This is a genomic window from Streptomyces antarcticus (genome assembly GCF_026627255.1).
In the GTDB taxonomy this organism is placed as follows: Bacteria; Actinomycetota; Actinomycetes; order Streptomycetales; family Streptomycetaceae; genus Streptomyces; species Streptomyces antarcticus.
Genome location: NZ_JAPNLM010000023.1, coordinates 1 through 16,764 on the forward strand (window position 1 = coordinate 1; position 16,764 = coordinate 16,764).

A 16,764-nucleotide genomic window follows, 5' to 3' on the forward strand; every position below is an offset into this window, starting at 1 on the left:
CCCCCTCCCTTCCGACACCCGGCATCAGGTGCGTGAGCCCGTCCGGCTTCGGGCCATCCTGCCCTGTCGACAGCCCGTCCCACATTGCCGATCACCGGCAGTCTTTACGCGACTTTGACACCGCCCGCAGGGTGCGACGACAGGCATTGGGGTCAGCGCCCAACTCCTGCTGGTGACTAACGAAAGGTGACAGTCATGCCGTCGATGCCGGTCGCTGTGATGGGTGCCACCCAACGGGGCTGGCGACGACCTGCGGACCACCTGCCACGGGCTTCCCCGTTCGGGTGCTGGACAAGGCGCCTGGGCCGGCGATGGCGTTTCGCGCGCTCGGCCTGCAGCTTCGTGTCGCGGAGGTGCTCGACCGCCTCAGGGCCCCCGGCAACCGGCCCGAGCGATCAGTGCGGATCGCGCACGTCGGCCCGCACGTCGACGGCAGGCCGTTGCTGCGGCTCCGGGTGGAACAGCCCACGAAGCCGGCGCCCAGGCCCGACCTGCTCGTGCACCAGGGAAGTCGAGACCCGGCTCCGGCACGGCCTGACCAAGCTCGGCGTCGAAGTCAAATGGGGTCGCGCCTTGCTCTACGTGTGTCAGGAGTCGGACCAGGTCCTTCTCCGCCCGGCGACAGTGAGGAGCAGGCCGACTGGCTCGTGGGGTGCGACGCCGCGCACAGCCGGTACGCAAGTCCGCCGGGATCGGTTTCCCAGGTGTGCCTGTCGTTGAACGCTGCTGACACGTGACCTGCATGCCAAGATCCTCGCCGGCACCATGCGGTGGGATGCACCGCGAGCCGCCCCCCACTGGTCAGCCGGCGAACCATCAACTGACCGGCGCCGCCTGGATGCCTCGCGCCCGTACGACCGGAATGGCCACCACACTCGACGCTCGCTGTCACGCCACCGTATCCGGCCAGCCCAGTAGGCGAGCGCCGATCACCGCGGTCTGCAAGGTGTAACGGTTGTGGGGATCCGCCGGGTCGGCGGCGGTAAGGGTGTGGATGCGCTCCAACCGGTATGTGAGCGCGCGCACGCTCAGGGAAAGCCGCCGCGCCGCCTCGGTCGCCACGCAACCGCTATCGAAGTACGCGGTGAGCGTGTCCAAAAGAGGCTGGGCACCACCGCGAGCTTGCCGCAGCGGGCCTAGGACGCTTTCCACCAGGTCGGCCATGGCCTGCCGGTCCCGGGTCAGGACCGGATAGACCAGCAGGTCAGCGGAGTGCAGCACGGGCCCTTCCAGACCCATCCGCTCCGCAAGGTCGAGAGCGTTGAGCGCCTCCTCGTACGCGTGCACGACGCCTCCCGCACCGGAGTGTGACCGGCTTATCGCGACGCGTCCGCCGTCCGTGGCCGCGTACGCCTGCTTGGCGAAGTAGGCCAGGACGTCCGGCTGGTCGCCGGGAGCCACGCAGATCAGCCTGCCGTCCTTCGTGGTCAACAGGATCTGCCGGTTACCGAACCGGGCCAGGACGGTCTCCTCGATACCCCGAGCCACGGGGTACCCATCGCCGTACGGCTCCGGTCCCTGGGCCACCGCTACCGCGTGGGCCTGCGACAGCCGCAGCCCGAACCGCTCGGCCCGCTCAGCGAGCCTGCCCAGGTCACTGCGCCCGTACAGCAGGTCGTCGACGAACTCCCGGCGCGCGGCCTCCTCCTGCCGCACCGCCTGATGCTGCGCCCGCTCGTATCCTTCGGCGAAAGCGTCCACCGCCTGTTCGACGGCGGCCAGCAGCGGCCCCATGGACCCGGACGGCAACCGCGGATGCACCTCCCGCGCCGCCGCCAGATGGTCCCGGATGAGGCCGCGCAGCGCCAGCCCCGCCTCCGCTGCCCGCGCGCCCTGAGCCCTCCGGGACTCCAACTCGTCGCGGGTGAGCCGACGCCCCGTGGCGCAGGCGTCGAGCAGAATCTCAGCACACCCCGCCACATGCCCTGTTGGCGCTGCCGCCTCGACCACGCCGCTCCCCCGATCTCACGCCTGCTGACGCGCCCTTGACCCGGGAACCAGGGTGACACGTTCTGAGCGGGACCCCGTCATCGGCATCAAGACGACGTAGAAACGGCCGCGGGCCGGGTCGGACTCGACGCACACCAACGGGATCTCCATCTCCCGCAGTCGGGCCAGGACACGCGTACCGATCTTGCCCAGCCCGAGCAGCACCACGTGCCCCGACAGACGCCGGGGTGGGCGTCTCAGAGCCGTCGGGGTCCGGAACGCCCAGCGCGGCCGCGACCAGGACGGGTAGCAGGAGCAGGCCTAACGGCCTTCCCATGCCCTAGACACAGGGTCACCTCCGCACGGATGCCCAGGCTTGTACGGATAGTCGTTCGCCTGGCAGAAACCTCCTCGATTGATCACCAAACAGCCACTCCCCGCCGCACACCGACCGGCAAGCATCCACAAGCACCACCAATGAACGCCTGCGAGCGTAGCCACCACGAGCAGCCTGCCTACGTCCGTCCGAATCGCCGCCTGCCAACCCGTTGAAATCCCTTCAGCCCCGCACAGCGAGGGCACGACTGAGAGCATGCCGGTCGGGCCTTCGCACGGTAGGGAGTTCAGGTGCCGCAACCGCTAAACGATCGACAACAACAGGTGCTGCAATGGGTTGGCCGAGGATGCCCTGACGGTGTCTGGGAAGGAACCGGGCACAAGCTCAGCTGCCGAGCCCTGCAAAGCCGGGGACTGGTCAAAGTCTCCAAGCGGCAGGGGCAGTGGTCCGCCGTTCTCACTAACGCCGGCCAGCGCTACCTAGACCACGGCGCCCACCCACCCGATCAGCCTCACAGCAGAAACACCTCCCCCTTGCAAAGGGCTGGAGCCCAGTCACCCTCCGCGCCCAGCGGCCAGCAGTCCAGCGCAGAGGTAGCCACGTCCGTACCGGCCCAGCGAACCAGCTCCCCTCCGCGGAAGAGAGCCAAGACCGTCACGGAACAGCTCCTGGAAGAGCTCGCCGAAGCCGGCGGCCGAATCGTCAAACGTGAAGCCAGTGGCCGAGAGACCGAGAAATGGCCGATCCGTGTCGCCGCAGCACGCCGGTCAGGAAAGATCCCTGAGACCAAGGAGCTGCACGCAGGCTGGTGCAACGACGGATACGAAATCCGGCTGGTCGACACCCCCGCCTGGCGCTTGGCCGTGCTGTCACCCGTTCCCGTACCGGCACGGCTCACCACTCCACACTCAGTGGTCAAATCACTGCAGTCGCACCCCCAGCCCATGGCGCTGACCAAATCTGTGCAGGGTAGAGCCTTTCGTCTCATCCACGCGGTGCTCACCACAACCCAGAAGCTGGGGTACGCCAGCGCGTTCGGCACGGCCGAGAGTGCAACGGCACCACATCGCCGGCGAAACGGCCCTCCCCACTTCACCATCACAGCCCAGGGCCAGAGATGCGATTTCCTCATCCTGCAGGAACAGGACCGGGCCGACCACATCCCCACGAAGAAGGAACTCGCGGACGCAGAGAAGCACTCGTGGGTCAGGATTCCCCGGTACGACCACTCCCCCAGCGAACGTCTGCGAATCTGCGTCAGCGGCGGGTTGCGACACAGGGCTGGCGAGTGGGCCGACACGGCCGCACGCCCCCTTGAGGACCAGCTCGCCGAAATCGTGCAGGAAGTGGGACTTCGCGGTGAAGCCGCCGAACGCAAACGACTGGCCGACCTGGAGGCAGCACGGGAGAAGCGGTACCGGTGGGAAGCTGCGATGCAACGGGCAAAGATCGACTACGCCGAGGCAGCCCGCGTCCAGCGACTCGAATCGCAGGAAGAAGCATGGCGGCGCGCCGCGGGTCTGTCCGAGTACATCGCCGCCCTCCGCCTCCACGCACAGACCCTGCCGCATGGACCGGATAGAGACGGTGCCGAGGCATGGATCGCTTGGGCTGACAGCCACGTACAGCGCCTGAACCCACTCAACGGGACACTCCGCCTGCCGGACATCCCCGAACCTCGCGCCGCCGACCTGCAACCGTTCCTGCGCGGCTGGAGCGTGTACGGCCCCGGCTAGGCGAGCCCCCTCTTGTCACAGAGAGTATTCGGAGAGGCAAGACCAGAGCGCGGGTCACACACGGGCCAGCTTGGTCGCCCAAAACGAAAATGGGTGCCTCCCGCAGCAGGGTCATAACCTGATGCGGGAGGCACCCTTCCTCGACTGACGGCTCGTCAGGCATCGCCGTCGGCGTGCGTCAAACGTGCGTCACGAGCGTCAAATCAGCGTCAAGATATCGCCCTTAACGCACACAGCGCACATAATGCACACTGCCCTAACCCGCAGGTCAGAGGCCCTTTGCGGCCGGTTCAAGGATCGCGACGCACTCGACATGATGGGTCATCGGGAACAGGTCGAAGACCCGCAGCGTGCGCAGGCGGTAGCCGTTCTCCTTGAAGTAGCCCAAGTCGCGTGCCAGGGCCGCCGGGTCGCAGGCGACGTAGGCGATGCGGCGCGGGGTGAGGCCGGCCACCTGGCGGACCGTCTGCTTGCCGGCGCCCGCGCGGGGCGGATCGAGCACGACCAGGTCGCACTCCGTGATCCCGGTCTTCGGGAGGATCTGCTCGACCTTGCCCTGCTCGATGCGGACCCGGGGGAAGTCCTCCAGGTTGTGCCGGGCGTCCTCGACCGCGCGCTTCGTCGACTCGATGCCGAGCACGGCGCCCGTCTCGCCGAGGCGCTCCGCCAGGGCCCCCGCGAAGATGCCGACGCCGCAGTACAGGTCGAGGGCCATCTCGCCCTTGCGCGGCATCAGGCCCTGCATGACGGCCTTGATCAGCGTGTCGGCGGCCTGCGGGTGGACCTGCCAGAAGCCGCCCATGCCCACACGGTACGTACGGCCGTCCGCGCGCTCGCGCACGAAGGGGCGGCCGTGGACCCGGTGGACCCCGCCGTCCTTCTCCTCGACGCGCAGCACCGAGACGGGCTTGTCCAACTCGACCAGGGGCAGGCGGCCGCCGGGGCGGGGGGTGAGGACGACCTGGCGGTCGCTGGAGCCGGAGGCGGCGATGGCCTCCACTGTGGCCATCTGCGGCCAGTCCTGCTTCTCGACGCCCAGCTCGCTGACGCCGGGAGCGGCGATCATGCAGTGGTCGATGAGCTCGATGTCGTGCGAGCGGTGCTTGCGCAGGCCCGCGTTGCCGTCCTCGTCGATCGCGAACTGCACCCGGGTGCGCCACTGCGGGACCTCGCCCGCCGGCAGCTTGTCGCCCTCGGCCGGCATGACCGTGCCGTCCCAGCCGGCCTGCTCCGGGGTGAGCCCGGCGAGGCGCAGCAGCTGCTCGGCGACGACCTCGCCCTTGAGCCGGCGCTGCGCTCCGGGCTTGGCGTGCTGCCAGTCGCAGCCGCCGCACTTGCCGGGGCCGGCGTACGGGCAGGGGGCCGGGGTGCGGTCCTTGGAGGGCTCCAGGACGGTGATCGCGTCGGCGCGCAGGAAGCGCGAGTCGGCGTCGCCCTCGGTGACCTTGGCGACGACCTTCTCGCCGGGCAGGGTGTGGCGGACGAACAGGACCCGGCCCTCGGCGGTCCGGGCGATGCAGTGGCCGCCGTGCGCGACGGGACCGACCTCGACCTCGTACTCCTCCCCGACCAGTGACTGCTTCTCGTTCTGCTCGGTCATGGTGGGGAGACTCCAAAAATAAAGGGAACGGCCGGACGACCGACCCACCAGTTTACGTGGATCTCGTCCGGCCGTTCGCCAACCGTCCCGCCCGGGCCCGCCCGAGCCGCCCAAGCCGCCGGGCCCGCCCCGCCCAGGCCCGCTACTTCGCCGAAGGGTTCTTCGGAGGCGTCTTCGCCTTCGGCGGGCGCGGGGTGTCGACCGGGCCGCGCCGCACGGCGCCCGGGGCATTCCAGTCCTGGCGCTTCCTGGCCCGCCGCTTGGCCAGTTCGGAGGACTCCAGCTGGTAGGGCACCGAGGTGACCATCACGCCGGGCGTGAAGAGCAGCCGGCCCTTCAGCCGCAGCGCGCTCTGGTTGTGCAGCAGGTGCTCGTACCAGCGGCCGACGACGTACTCGGGGATGTAGACGCTGACGGCGTCGCGCGGGTTCTCGCTGCGCAGGCCCTTCACGTACTCGACGACCGGCCGGGTGATCTCCCGGTACGGGGAGTCGAGGATCTTGAGCGGGACGTTGATGCCGCGCCGGTCCCACTCGGTGCGCAGCGCCTTGGTCTCGACCGGGTCGACGCTGATGCTGAGCGCCTCCAGGGTGTCCGAGCGGGTCAGCTTGGCGAAGGCCAGGGCCCGCAGCGTGGGCTTGTGGACCTTGGAGACCAGGACGATGGAGTGGACGCGGGAGGGCCGCACGCTGTCGTCGCTCGGCCCATCGACGGCGGCGATCTCGGCGGAGACCCGGTCGTAGTGCTTACGGATCGCGCTCATGGTGCCGTAGAAGATGACCATGCCGAGCAGGGCGACCCAGGCGCCGTGGGTGAACTTCGTCGCGAGGACGACGACCAGCACCATGCCGGTGAAGAAGGCACCGAAGGTGTTGATGGCCCGCGAGCGGTGCATCCGGCGCCGGGCGGCCGGGTCGCGCTCGGACTTCAGGTGGCGGTTCCAGTGCCGGACCATGCCGATCTGGCTCAGCGTGAAGGAGACGAAGACGCCGACGATGTAGAGCTGGATCAGCTTGGTCGAGTCCGCGTCGTAGACCCACACGAGCAGCATGGCGGCGCCGGAGAGGAGCACGATGCCGTTGGAGAAGGCCAGCCGGTCGCCGCGGGTGTGCAGCTGGCGCGGCAGGTAGCGGTCCTGGGCGAGGATCGAGCCGAGCAGCGGGAACCCGTTGTACGCGGTGTTGGCGGCCAGGAAGAGGACCAGCGCGGTGGCGGCGGCGAGCACGAGGAAGAGGAAGCTGCCGTCGCCGAAGACGGCCTCGGCCACCTGGGAGATCACCGGGTGCTGGACGTAGTCGGCGCCGACCGCGACGCCGTTCTCGAGCAGGTCGGTGGCCGGGTTCTCCGCCATCTTCACGTCGGTGGCCATCGCCAGGCCGATGATGCCGCAGAACATGGTGACGGCCAGGCCGCCCATGAGGGCGAGGGTGGTGGCCGCGTTCTTGCTCTTGGGCTTGCGGAAGGCCGGGACGCCGTTGCTGATGGCCTCGACGCCGGTCAGGGCCGCGCAGCCGGAGGAGAAGGCTCGCAGCAGCAGGAAGAGCAGCGCGAAGCCGGCCAGCCCCTCGTGTTCGGGTTTGATCTCCAGATCCGCGGTGGGGGCCTTCATGGTCTCGTCGAGGACGATGCCCTGGTAGGCGCCCCAGGCGATCATGATGTAAACGGCGCCGACGAAGACGTACGTCGGGATGGCGAAGAGATTCCCGGACTCCTTCACCCCGCGCAGATTCATCAGCGTGAGAAGCACAATCATGATCATCGCCGAGAGCACCTTGTGCTCGATGACGAAATCGACCGCCGAGCCGAGGTTCTCGACGCCGGAGGAGATCGAGACCGCGACCGTCAGGACGTAGTCCACGAGCAGGGCGCTCGCCACGGTGAGGCCGGCCTTGGGCCCGAGGTTGGTGTTCGCGACCTCGTAGTCGCCGCCGCCGCTCGGATAGGCGTGGACGTTCTGCCGGTAGGAGGCCACCACGGTGAACATCAGGACGACTACCGCGAGGGCGATCCAGGGGCTGAACTGGTACGCCGACACGCCCGCGATCGACAGGACCAGCAGCACCTCGCCCGGGGCGTAGGCCACGGAGGAGAGCGGGTCGGAGGCGAAGACGGGAAGGGCGATCCGCTTGGGCAGGAGGGTTTCTCCGAGGCGGTCGCTGCGGAGCGCCCGGCCGATCAGGATCCGTTTGGGCACGTCGGTCAGTTTGGACACGGAGAGGATCGTAAGCGTTCGAAATCGGGCTGGCGAACCCCCCACCCCCCACATCGCGATCTCATCGCAATTCCTCCCCGACCTCACCGCGGGAGATCCGCCAAGAAGCCACGCTCGTGACCACCCGTGTGTAGCTTGGGCCATGGTCTGAGACCCTGTTATGCCAGAGCATGCAATGAGGCTGGAAACCAGCGAGCGCTGACAGCCGGAAGGACGGCCGTGCACATCGTCATCATGGGCTGCGGAAGAGTGGGCTCCGCCCTCGCGCAGACCCTGGAACAGCAGGGGCATACGGTCGCTGTCGTCGACCAGGACCCCACCGCATTCCGCCGGCTGGGAGCCGGATTCGGCGGCCGCCGCGTCACCGGTGTCGGCTTCGACCAGGACACCCTGAGGGAGGCCGGGATCGAGGACGCGGGCGCTTTCGCGGCCGTCTCCAGCGGTGACAATTCCAACATCATCGCGGCCCGCGTGGCCCGGGAGATGTTCGGCGTCGAGAACGTCGCCGCCCGCATCTACGACCCCAAGCGCGCCGAGGTCTACCAGCGTCTCGGCATCCCCACCGTCGCGACCGTGCGGTGGACCGCCGACCAGATGCTCCGCCGGCTGCTGCCGTCGGGCGCCGAACCGCTGTGGCGCGACCCGAGCGGCGGCGTACAGCTCGCGGAGGTGCACACCTCCACGGCCTGGATCGGTCACAAGGTGAGCAAGCTGCAGGAGGAGACCGGCGTGCGCGTCGCGTTCCTCACCCGCCTGGGCGAGGCCGTGCTGCCGACGTCCGCGACGGTGCTCCAGGAAGGCGACCTCGTCCACGTGATGATGCGCACGGACGAGATCGACAAGGTCGAGGCGGCCTTCGCCGAGGGGCCTGAGGAGGCACACGCATGAGGGTCGCGATCGCCGGGGCGGGCGCGGTGGGCCGGTCCATCGCGGCCGAACTGCTGGAGAACGGCCACGAGGTGCTCCTCGTCGACAAGGCGCCGACCGCCATCTCGGTGGAGCGGGTCCCGCAGGCCGAGTGGCTGCTGGCCGACGCCTGTGAGATCACCTCGCTGGACGAGGCCGCGCTCCAGCGCTGCAACGTGGTCATCGCGGCGACCGGAGACGACAAGGTCAACCTCGTCGTCTCGCTGCTCGCCAAGACCGAGTACGGGGTCCCCCGCGTGGTGGCCCGCGTCAACAACCCGAAGAACGAGTGGCTCTTCAACGAGTCCTGGGGCGTCGACGTCGCCGTCTCCACGCCGCGCCTGATGTCGGCGCTCGTCGAGGAGGCCGTCAGCGTCGGCGACCTCGTACGGCTGCTGCGCTTCAGCCACGGTGACGCCAACCTCGTCGAGCTGACCCTGCCGCCCGATTCCTCGGTCGCGGGCACCCAGATCAGCGAGATCAGCTGGCCCGAGGACACGTCGCTGGTCACGATCATCCGGGGCAACCGGGTGCTCACCCCGCACGGGGAGGAGACCCTGGAGCCCGGCGACGAGCTGCTCTTCGTGGCCGCCCAGGCCCGTGAGGAACAGCTCGAGGTGCTTCTCCAGGCCCGCCGCCCGTAGGGCGTGTTCCGAAAGCCCGTCGTCTGGAGAGTGACGACCGTCTGGTGAGTGACGACGAAGGGGGCGGGACGGCCGATCGGCCGTCCCGCCCCCTTCGTGCTGCCCCTGTGGGTATCAGAGGCCGGGTTCCTTGGCGGCGGCCCGCGCCGCCTTCGCGGCCTTCTCGGCCCGCTCCTCGGCCTCCCACTCCTCGATCACGTTGATCGGCGGCGGCGCCTTGGCCAGGAAGAGCCAGGTGAAGTACACCGCGAGCACCATCGGCGGCAGCTTCAGCGCGATCAGCACCCAGCCCAGCTGCGTCGCGTCGCCCCACCAGTACAGCGGGAAGAGGATCGCGTACTTGGCGAGGAAGATCAGGCCCCACGCCAGGCTGGCCTTGGTGTACGCCTTCTTGCGGCCCGGGTTGCGGGTGCGCCAGGACAGGTTCTCCTTGAAGACCGGCCCCAGCATCACGCCCAGCAGCGGGAAGCCGACCAGCGCCGAGATCGTGAACGCCACGCCCAGGCCGACGCCGTAGATCATGCCCGGCAGGTAGAAGCCCTTCGCGCTGCCGGTGAAGAGGGCGAAGGCGACGCCCACGCCCACGCCGAAGACGCCGCTGAAGGCGTGCTTCACCGTGTCCTTGCGCAGCAGCCGCACGATCACCAGCAGGACCGCGACCGCGCCCGCCGCGATGGCGGACAGCTTCACGTCCTTGTTGATCGTGTAGATCATGACGAAGAGCAGCCCGGGGAGCATCGTCTCCACGGTGCCCCGGATGCCTCCGAAGGCGTCGAAGAGTGCCGCCTGCGTCACCGCCTTCTGGTCCTCGGAAGGGGTGGAGGAGGGGCCCGCGGGCTCTGGGGTGGTCGGTTTGTCGAATGACGTCACCGGTTACTGCTCCTGTCCGAGCGGTCGGAGTTCGTACTTCGGGTTGAAGAGCACCCGGCGGCCATGGGACATGGAAATCCGCCCGGAGGCGATCATGCGCCGGCCGGGCTCGATTCCCACGATCGAGCGACGGCCGAGCCAGACCACGTCCAAGGCGGCCGAGCCGTCGAACAGCTCCGCCTCCAGGGCCGGGACACCGGCCCGGGGTCTGAGGGTGACCGTACGCAGCGTTCCGGTCACCTTGACTATCTGGCGGTCGGAACAGTCGCAGATCCGCAGGCACCCCGCCGCCTCTGCGTCCTCCTGCAGCTCAGCCGAATGCAGGTCCTCCTGCGAGGTGGACAGCCGCTCTATCATCCGGCGGAACCGGCCCGCGGGCCTGACCGGCTTCACGGACTTCTCGGGACGCGGTTCAGCACTCATAACAGGAAGCGTACCGGCGCCCCGGCTACCTCTCGAAGCGGTACCCCATGCCCGGTTCGGTGATGAAGTGGCGGGGATGCGACGGGTCCGCCTCCAGTTTGCGGCGCAACTGCGCCATGTACACGCGCAGGTAGTTCGTCTCGGTGCCGTACGAGGGCCCCCACACCTCCTGGAGCAGCTGCTTCTGGCTGACGAGCTTGCCGCCGTTGCGGACCAGCACCTCCAGCAGGTGCCACTCGGTGGGCGTGAGCCGGACGTCGCGTCCTTCCCGTACGGCCTTCTTGGCCGCCAGGTCCACCGTGAAGCCCGCGGTCTCCACGACCACCTCGCCCCCGCCGGCTCCGGCGGCCGGCTCGGCCCGGCGCACGGCGGCGCGCAGCCGGGCCAGCAGCTCGTCCATGCCGAAGGGCTTGGTGACGTAGTCGTCGGCGCCGGCGTCCAGGGCCTCGACCTTCTCGTCGGAGGTGTGCCGGGCGGACAGGACCAGGATCGGCACCCGGGTCCAGCCGCGCAGGCCCTTGATCACCTCGACCCCGTCCATGTCGGGCAGGCCGAGGTCGAGGACGACCACGTCGGGATGGCGGGCGGCCGCGAGCTCCAGGGCGCTCGCGCCGTCGACGGCGGCGTCGACCTCGTACTTGCGCGCCTTCAGGTTGATCACGAGGGCTCGCACGATCTGCGGCTCGTCTTCCACCACGAGCACCCGGGTCATCGGGGTCCTGCCTTCTGTCGTGTCCGGTCACGGTCGTCGCGACCGCGGTCCTGGCTGTGATCCTGGCCGCTGAGGTCCTGGCTGAGGTCCCGGCCGTGGTCCCTGTCGGGGTCGTGCTCCCGGCCGTGCTCCCCGTTCTGTCCGTGGTCCACGCTCCGCCCCTCACCGTCCACCACGACGCCCCAGGGCCCGCCGCCCCGGGCCGCCGCGCGCAGGGTGAGGACCATGGTGAGCCCGCCGCCCGGGGTGTCCTCCGCGGTCAGGGTGCCGTCCATGGCCTCCGCGAAGCCGCGGGCGACCGCGAGCCCGAGGCCCACGCCCGCCCCCCGGGGGGCGTCCCCGTACCGCTGGAAGGGGGCGAAGATCCGGTCCTTGGCCTCGTCGGGCACGCCGGGGCCGCGGTCGACGACCCGTACCTCGACCCGGTCGCCGAGGAAGCTGGCCGCCACCAGCACCGGCTGCCCCGCCGGGCTGTACTTGACGGCGTTCTCGACCACGTTGGCCACGCTCCGCTCCAGCAGCCCCGGATCCACCGCCACCATCGGCAGCGATTCGGGCACGTCCAGCAGGACGCTGTCCTCCGGTACGCCGCCCAGCGCCATCGGGACCACCTCGTCGAGGTCGATCTCGCGGATCAGCGGGGTGACGGTCCCGGTCTGGAGCCGGGACATGTCCAGCAGGTTGCCCACCAGGTGGTCGAGCCGGTCGGCGCCGGCTTCGATGCCCTCCAGCAGCTCGGCCCGGTCCTCCTCGGACCACTCCACGTCGTCGGAGCGCAGCGAGGTCACGGAGGCCTTGATGGAGGCCAGCGGCGTACGCAGGTCATGGCTGACGGCGGCCAGGAGCGCCGTCCGGATCCGGTTGCCCTCGGCCATCCGGCGGGCCTCCTCGGCCTCGCCGACCAGCCGCTGCCGGTCCAGCACCACGGCGGCCTGGGCGGCGAACGCCCCGAGCACCCGGCGGTCCTCGGCGGGCAGCACCCGGCCGGACAGGGCCAGCGCCATGTGGTCCCCGATCGGCATGTCCACGTCGGCGTCCTCGGGCCGGGCGGCGGGGCTGGGGCCGACGCTGCCGGCCCGGTTCCACGGCTCTACGTCGCCGGCGCGCTCCAGCAGGGCCACGGACTCCATGGCGAAGGTTTCCCGCACCCGCTCCAGCAGCGCGTCCAGCCGGGTCTCCCCGCGCAGCACGCTGCCGGCGAGGAAGGAGAGGATCTCCGACTCGGCGCGCAGCCGCGCCGCCTGGTGGGTGCGCCGGGCGGCCAGGTCCACCACCGAGGCCACGGAGACCGCCACCCCGAAGAAGACGGCGATGGCCACCATGTTCCTGGGGTCGGAGACGGTGAACTGATGCAGCGGCGGCGCGAAGAAGTAGTTCAGCAGCAGCGAGCCGAAGGCGGCCGAGGCCAGTGCCGGCCAGAGCCCGCCGAGCAGGGCGGCCGCTACCGTCAGCGCCAGGAAGAGCAGCATGTCGTTGGCGAGACCCGGGTCCGCGTCGATGTGCGTCAGCAGGACGCACAGCAGCGCGGGGAAGACCACGCCGACCACCCAGCCGGCCACGATCCGCGGCCGTCCGAGCCGGGCCGCCGAGCGGACCACGGGCAGGCCGCGCCCCTTCGCCACCTCCTCGTGCGTGACGATGTGCACGTCGAGGTCTGGCCCCGAGTCGCGGGCGACGCTCGCGCCGACGCCGGGGCCGAGGACGTACTGCCAGGATCGGCGGCGGCTGGAGCCGAGCACGATCTGCGTGGCGTTGACCCCGCGGGCGAACGCGAGCAGCGCGTCGGGGACGTTGTCCCCGATCACGTGGTGGAAGGTTCCGCCGAGGTCGTCGACCAGGGTCCGCTGGACCGCGAGCTCCTTCGGCGAGGCGGCGGTCAGCCCGTCGCTGCGGGCGATGTAGACCGCCAGGATCTCGCTGCCCGAGCCCTTGGCCGCCATCCGGGAGGCCCGCCGGATCAGCGTGCGCCCCTCGGGCCCGCCGGTGAGGCCGACGACGATCCGCTCGCGCGCCTGCCAGGTCGAGCGGATGTCGTGCTCGCCCCGGTACTGCTGGAGGTACTCGTCGGCCCGGTCGGCCACCCACAGCAGGGCCAGCTCGCGCAGGGCGGTGAGGTTTCCGGGGCGGAAGTAGTTGGACAGGGCCGCGTCGACCTTGTCGGACTTGTATATGTTGCCGTGCGCCATCCGCCGGCGCAGGGCCTGCGGGGACATGTCGACGAGCTCGATCTGGTCGGCCCGCCGGACCACCTCGTCCGGCACGGTCTCCCGCTGCCGCACCCCGGTGATCGACTCGACCACGTCGCCGAGCGACTCCAGGTGCTGGATGTTCACGGTGGTCACGACGTCGACGCCCGCCCGCAGCAGCTCCTCCACGTCCTGCCAGCGCTTGGCGTTCCGCGAGCCCGGCACGTTGGTGTGCGCCAGCTCGTCCACGAGCGCCACGGCGGGCGCGCGGGCGAGCAGCGCGTCCACGTCCATCTCGGTGAAGGCGGCGCCGCGGTGGGCCAGCTCCCTGCGCTCCACCGCTTCGAGGCCGTGCAGCATGACCTCGGTGCGCGGCCGGCCGTGGTGCTCGACGAAGCCGACGACGACGTCCCCGCCCCGCTCGACCCTGCGGTGGCCCTCGGAGAGCATCGCGTAGGTCTTGCCCACTCCGGGCGCCGCGCCGAGATAGATCCTGAGCTTGCCGCGTCCCATGCGCCCATTCTCGGGGACGTCCGCGCTGTTCACGCACCGATGGGGGCCCGCGCACCCATCCCTGACGCATCCCTGACGCGCCCGGCGGCGCGGGCACCCGCCCCCCTCCGCCCTCCCGACGGGACCGGGGGCACCCCGCGCAAAGGCCGGTGGGCCCCGCCCCCGAAGGGGTGGGGCCCACCGGCCCAGGAGTGCGCCCGCCCCGTCCGCGCGGGGCCGCCGGGGGTCAGCGGACCTCGGTGATCTCCGGTCCGCGCTCCAGCTGGCCCATGCCCCCGCCGAAGCGGGAGCCTTCCTGCTCCTCCGTCGTCTGCACCCCGTCCGGCACCATCTGGGCATCGTTCGGGAGCTTCAGGACGATCGGGTCGCGGGGGGCCATCGGGCCGTCGCCGCGGACGACGACGGTGTCCCGGAAGATCTGCTCCAGTACGCCCGCCGACTCGGGGCGCACGGCGCCCTGGCCGGAGATGACGCCGCGCAGGAACCAGCGCGGGCCGTCGACGCCGACGAAGCGGACCAGCTGGGCGCCGGTCTGGCCGTCCGGCAGCGGTACGGGCACCTGTGCGCGCAGCTCCCAGCCCAGCGGGCCCTCGGCCTCGTCGATGATGCCGCCCTGCTGGGTGATGCCCGTGGCGATCTCGTCGCGGACCTCGCCCCAGATGCCTTCCTTCTTCGGCGCCGCGAAGGCCTGCAGCTGTACGGCGCTGTCGCCCAGCACCACCGTCGCGGCCACGATCGCGTCACCGGCGACCTCGACGCGCAGCTCCATGCCCTCGACACCGGGTACGAGGATGCCGCCCAGGTCGACGCGTCCGTCGGCGGGGTCGCCGAGCACCTCGGCCGCGTCCCAGGGGCCGTCGGGCCGCGGGGCCGGCGGCAGGTTCATCCGGCGCGGCGCGGCGGCGCCGTCCTGCCCCTCGGCCTCGTCCCGCTCATCAGCGCCCGTGGCGTCGACGACCTGCTCGGCCGCGCCGCCGTCCTGGGCGGAGTCGTTCTTCTTGCGACGTCCGAACACGTCAGTGTCCTTCCCGGTCGGTTACGACCGAAGCGTAGCCATTTCCACCCTGCTGACCAGCCCCGGATCCGGCCACGGCCGCATGACCGCCGGTGGAGCCGAAACCCCCCTCGGCCCGGGCCGAGCCGGGAAGTTCCGCCACCTCGTGGAAGCGCACCTTCTCGACCCGCTGGACAACCAGCTGGGCAATGCGGTCGAAACGCTCGAACCGGACGCTCTCGCGCGGGTCGAGATTGACCACGATCACCTTGATCTCCCCACGGTACCCGGCATCCACCGTCCCCGGGGCATTCACGAGCGCGAGCCCGCAGCGTGCGGCCAGGCCCGACCGCGGGTGCACGAAGGCCGCGTACCCGTCGGGCAGGGCGATGGACACCCCGGTGGGCAGGACCGCCCGCTCGCCGGGCGCGAGCTCGGCGGCGGCGGTGGTCACCAGGTCGCAGCCGGCGTCGCCGGGGTGACCGTAGGCGGGGAGGGGCACCTCGGGGTCCACGCGCCGGATCAGCACGTCGACGTCATGGCGGGGCGCGTTCTCGTTCTGGGACATCAGGGGTTCACCTCGAAGGCGCGTGCGCGCCTGACCTGGTCCGGGTCGGCCATGGCCGCCTGGATCTCCTCGGGCCGTCCGTTGTCGATGAAGTGGTCGACCTTCACCTCGATGAAGAGGGCGTCGGCGCGGACGGCGACCTGGCCCTGCGGGCCGCCTATCCGGCCCACGGCGCTGCAGTAGATCTTCCGCCCGGCCACCGCGGTGATCTCGGCCTCCAGGTGCAGCACGGTGCCCACGGGCACGGGCCGCACGAAGTCGGTCTCCAGCCGCCCCGTCACCGCGATGACGCGCAGCAGCCAGTTCAGGGAGCCGAGCGTCTCGTCGAGCGCCGTGGCCAGCACTCCACCGTGGGCGAGGCCGGGAGCGCCCTGGTGGGCGGCCCGTACGGTGAACTCGGCGGTGACGCGCACGCCCTCGCCCGCGCGGGCCTCCAGGTGGAGCCCGTGCGGCTGGCCCCCGCCGCAGCCGAAGCAGTGCTCGTAGTGCGCACCGAGGAGTTCGCCGGGCGCCGGGGCGTCGGGGTGCCGGACCGGTGCGGCGGCGTCGGCCGGGGGCGTCAACGCTGTGTTTCGTCCACTCACAGCCGCAGACCTTACCCGCGCGGCTACCCGCCGGCCGCCTCGTGGCAGGCTTGGCCGCATGCAGCCCTCTTCCGCGCACCACGACGAACGCCTGACCGCCCCCCGCTCCTGGTGGGGCATCGCCGTACTGATCGGCCTGTCGTGCGCGTTGATGCTGCTGCCGCTGGGCTCGCTGCCGCTGCTGGCCGGCCTCGTCGGGGGCACGGCGCTCGCGGGGCTGGCGGTGAGCTCGTACGGGTCCGCGCGCGTGCGTGTGGTCAACGGTTCGCTGGCGGCCGGGGACGCGCGGATCCCGGTGGCGGCGCTCGGTGAGCCGGAGGTCCTGGACGCCGAGGAGTCGCGCGCCTGGCGCACGTACAAGGCGGACACCCGGGCGTTCATGCTGATGCGCAGCTACGTGCCGACGGCGGTGCGCGTCGAGGTCACCGATCCGGACGATCCGACCCCGTACGTCTACGTGTCCACCCGGGAGCCGCGGGCACTGGCCTCGGCGATCCGCGCGGCGAAGGGCTAGGAGCCGGAGCGGCCGGACCCGGCCGCTCCCCCGGGC

Annotated in this window: 14 protein-coding genes and 1 pseudogene; 4 read left to right on the plus strand and 11 right to left on the minus strand. The window is 70.7% G+C overall.

Annotated features, from left to right (window positions below; genetic code table 11):
* Positions 1 to 888 precede the first annotated feature (888 nt).
* Positions 889 to 1,950, minus strand: a complete 1,062-nt coding sequence (locus OTB16_RS28650) for a PucR family transcriptional regulator (RefSeq protein ID WP_267723703.1) — start codon at positions 1,948 to 1,950, stop codon at positions 889 to 891.
* Positions 1,951 to 2,055: 105 nt separating this feature from the next.
* Positions 2,056 to 2,254, minus strand: a pseudogene (locus tag OTB16_RS28655) (potassium transporter TrkA); the annotation flags it as partial.
* Between the two features lie 956 nt (positions 2,255 to 3,210).
* On the opposite strand from OTB16_RS28655, the gene OTB16_RS28660 reads away from it, so the two are divergent.
* Complete coding sequence (locus tag OTB16_RS28660; RefSeq protein ID WP_267723704.1) at positions 3,211 to 4,002, plus strand: hypothetical protein; 792 nt, start codon at positions 3,211 to 3,213, stop codon at positions 4,000 to 4,002.
* Between the two features lie 268 nt (positions 4,003 to 4,270).
* Here the strand turns inward: OTB16_RS28660 and OTB16_RS28665 are convergent, their stop codons facing one another.
* Both OTB16_RS28665 and OTB16_RS28670 read right to left on the minus strand, forming a co-directional pair.
* Positions 4,271 to 5,602, minus strand: a complete 1,332-nt coding sequence (locus OTB16_RS28665) for a class I SAM-dependent RNA methyltransferase (RefSeq protein WP_267723705.1) — start codon at positions 5,600 to 5,602, stop codon at positions 4,271 to 4,273.
* 142 nt (positions 5,603 to 5,744) lie between these two features.
* Positions 5,745 to 7,814 (minus strand): APC family permease, encoded by a 2,070-nt coding sequence (locus OTB16_RS28670; protein WP_267723706.1) that lies wholly within the window; start codon positions 7,812 to 7,814, stop codon positions 5,745 to 5,747.
* A 219-nt stretch (positions 7,815 to 8,033) separates the two neighbouring features.
* Here OTB16_RS28670 and OTB16_RS28675 point away from each other — a divergent pair, with 219 nt between their 5' ends.
* Together OTB16_RS28675 and OTB16_RS28680 are read left to right on the plus strand one after the other, a co-directional pair.
* Positions 8,034 to 8,702: a potassium channel family protein gene (locus OTB16_RS28675; protein ID WP_267723707.1), complete on the plus strand. Its 669-nt coding sequence runs from the start codon at positions 8,034 to 8,036 to the stop codon at positions 8,700 to 8,702.
* Complete coding sequence (locus OTB16_RS28680) at positions 8,699 to 9,364, plus strand: potassium channel family protein (protein ID WP_267723709.1); 666 nt, start codon at positions 8,699 to 8,701, stop codon at positions 9,362 to 9,364. Before OTB16_RS28675 ends, OTB16_RS28680 begins: the two co-directional genes overlap by 4 nt.
* A 114-nt stretch (positions 9,365 to 9,478) precedes the next feature.
* On the opposite strand, the gene OTB16_RS28685 is transcribed toward OTB16_RS28680, so the two are convergent.
* The 7 genes from OTB16_RS28685 to OTB16_RS28715 form a co-directional block, all read right to left on the minus strand.
* Positions 9,479 to 10,234, minus strand: coding sequence for a DUF3159 domain-containing protein (locus OTB16_RS28685; protein WP_267723710.1), 756 nt, complete (start codon positions 10,232 to 10,234; stop codon positions 9,479 to 9,481).
* A gap of 3 nt (positions 10,235 to 10,237) precedes the next feature.
* Positions 10,238 to 10,657, minus strand: a complete 420-nt coding sequence (locus OTB16_RS28690) for an OB-fold nucleic acid binding domain-containing protein (protein WP_267723712.1) — start codon at positions 10,655 to 10,657, stop codon at positions 10,238 to 10,240.
* Between the two features lie 25 nt (positions 10,658 to 10,682).
* A complete protein-coding gene (locus OTB16_RS28695) occupies positions 10,683 to 11,369 on the minus strand; it encodes a response regulator (RefSeq protein WP_267723714.1) in 687 nt (228 codons plus the stop codon).
* Positions 11,366 to 14,068: a sensor histidine kinase gene (locus OTB16_RS28700; RefSeq protein WP_267723716.1), complete on the minus strand. Its 2,703-nt coding sequence runs from the start codon at positions 14,066 to 14,068 to the stop codon at positions 11,366 to 11,368. Before OTB16_RS28700 ends, OTB16_RS28695 begins: the two co-directional genes overlap by 4 nt.
* Positions 14,069 to 14,294: 226 nt before the next feature.
* Positions 14,295 to 15,083: a DUF3710 domain-containing protein gene (locus OTB16_RS28705; RefSeq protein ID WP_267723718.1), complete on the minus strand. Its 789-nt coding sequence runs from the start codon at positions 15,081 to 15,083 to the stop codon at positions 14,295 to 14,297.
* Between the two features lies 1 nt (position 15,084).
* Positions 15,085 to 15,630 carry a dUTP diphosphatase gene (gene dut, locus OTB16_RS28710; RefSeq protein WP_267723720.1) on the minus strand — a complete coding sequence of 182 codons (546 nt, stop codon included), beginning with the start codon at positions 15,628 to 15,630 and terminating at the stop codon, positions 15,085 to 15,087.
* Positions 15,630 to 16,214, minus strand: coding sequence for a PaaI family thioesterase (locus OTB16_RS28715; protein ID WP_267723722.1), 585 nt, complete (start codon positions 16,212 to 16,214; stop codon positions 15,630 to 15,632). The genes dut and OTB16_RS28715 overlap by 1 nt, the downstream gene beginning before the upstream one ends.
* A 58-nt stretch (positions 16,215 to 16,272) precedes the next feature.
* Here OTB16_RS28715 and OTB16_RS28720 point away from each other — a divergent pair, with 58 nt between their 5' ends.
* Entirely contained in the window at positions 16,273 to 16,728 is a 456-nt protein-coding gene (locus OTB16_RS28720; RefSeq protein ID WP_267723724.1) for a DUF3093 domain-containing protein, read from the plus strand.
* The last annotated feature ends 36 nt before the right edge of the window (positions 16,729 to 16,764 follow it).

What these genes read in the sequence shown, in the direction of transcription:
- OTB16_RS28660 (WP_267723704.1), top strand. Translation starts at nt 3,211, where the DNA reads ATGGCGCTGACCAAATCTGTGCAGGGTAGAGCCTTTCGTCTCATCCAC.
- OTB16_RS28665 (WP_267723705.1), bottom strand. Translation starts at nt 5,602, where the DNA reads ATGACCGAGCAGAACGAGAAGCAGTCACTGGTCGGGGAGGAGTACGAG.
- OTB16_RS28680 (WP_267723709.1), top strand. Translation starts at nt 8,699, where the DNA reads ATGAGGGTCGCGATCGCCGGGGCGGGCGCGGTGGGCCGGTCCATCGCG.
- OTB16_RS28690 (WP_267723712.1), bottom strand. Translation starts at nt 10,657, where the DNA reads ATGAGTGCTGAACCGCGTCCCGAGAAGTCCGTGAAGCCGGTCAGGCCC.
- OTB16_RS28695 (WP_267723714.1), bottom strand. Translation starts at nt 11,369, where the DNA reads ATGACCCGGGTGCTCGTGGTGGAAGACGAGCCGCAGATCGTGCGAGCC.
- OTB16_RS28700 (WP_267723716.1), bottom strand. Translation starts at nt 14,068, where the DNA reads ATGGGACGCGGCAAGCTCAGGATCTATCTCGGCGCGGCGCCCGGAGTG.
- dut (WP_267723720.1), bottom strand. Translation starts at nt 15,630, where the DNA reads ATGTCCCAGAACGAGAACGCGCCCCGCCATGACGTCGACGTGCTGATC.
- OTB16_RS28720 (WP_267723724.1), top strand. Translation starts at nt 16,273, where the DNA reads ATGCAGCCCTCTTCCGCGCACCACGACGAACGCCTGACCGCCCCCCGC.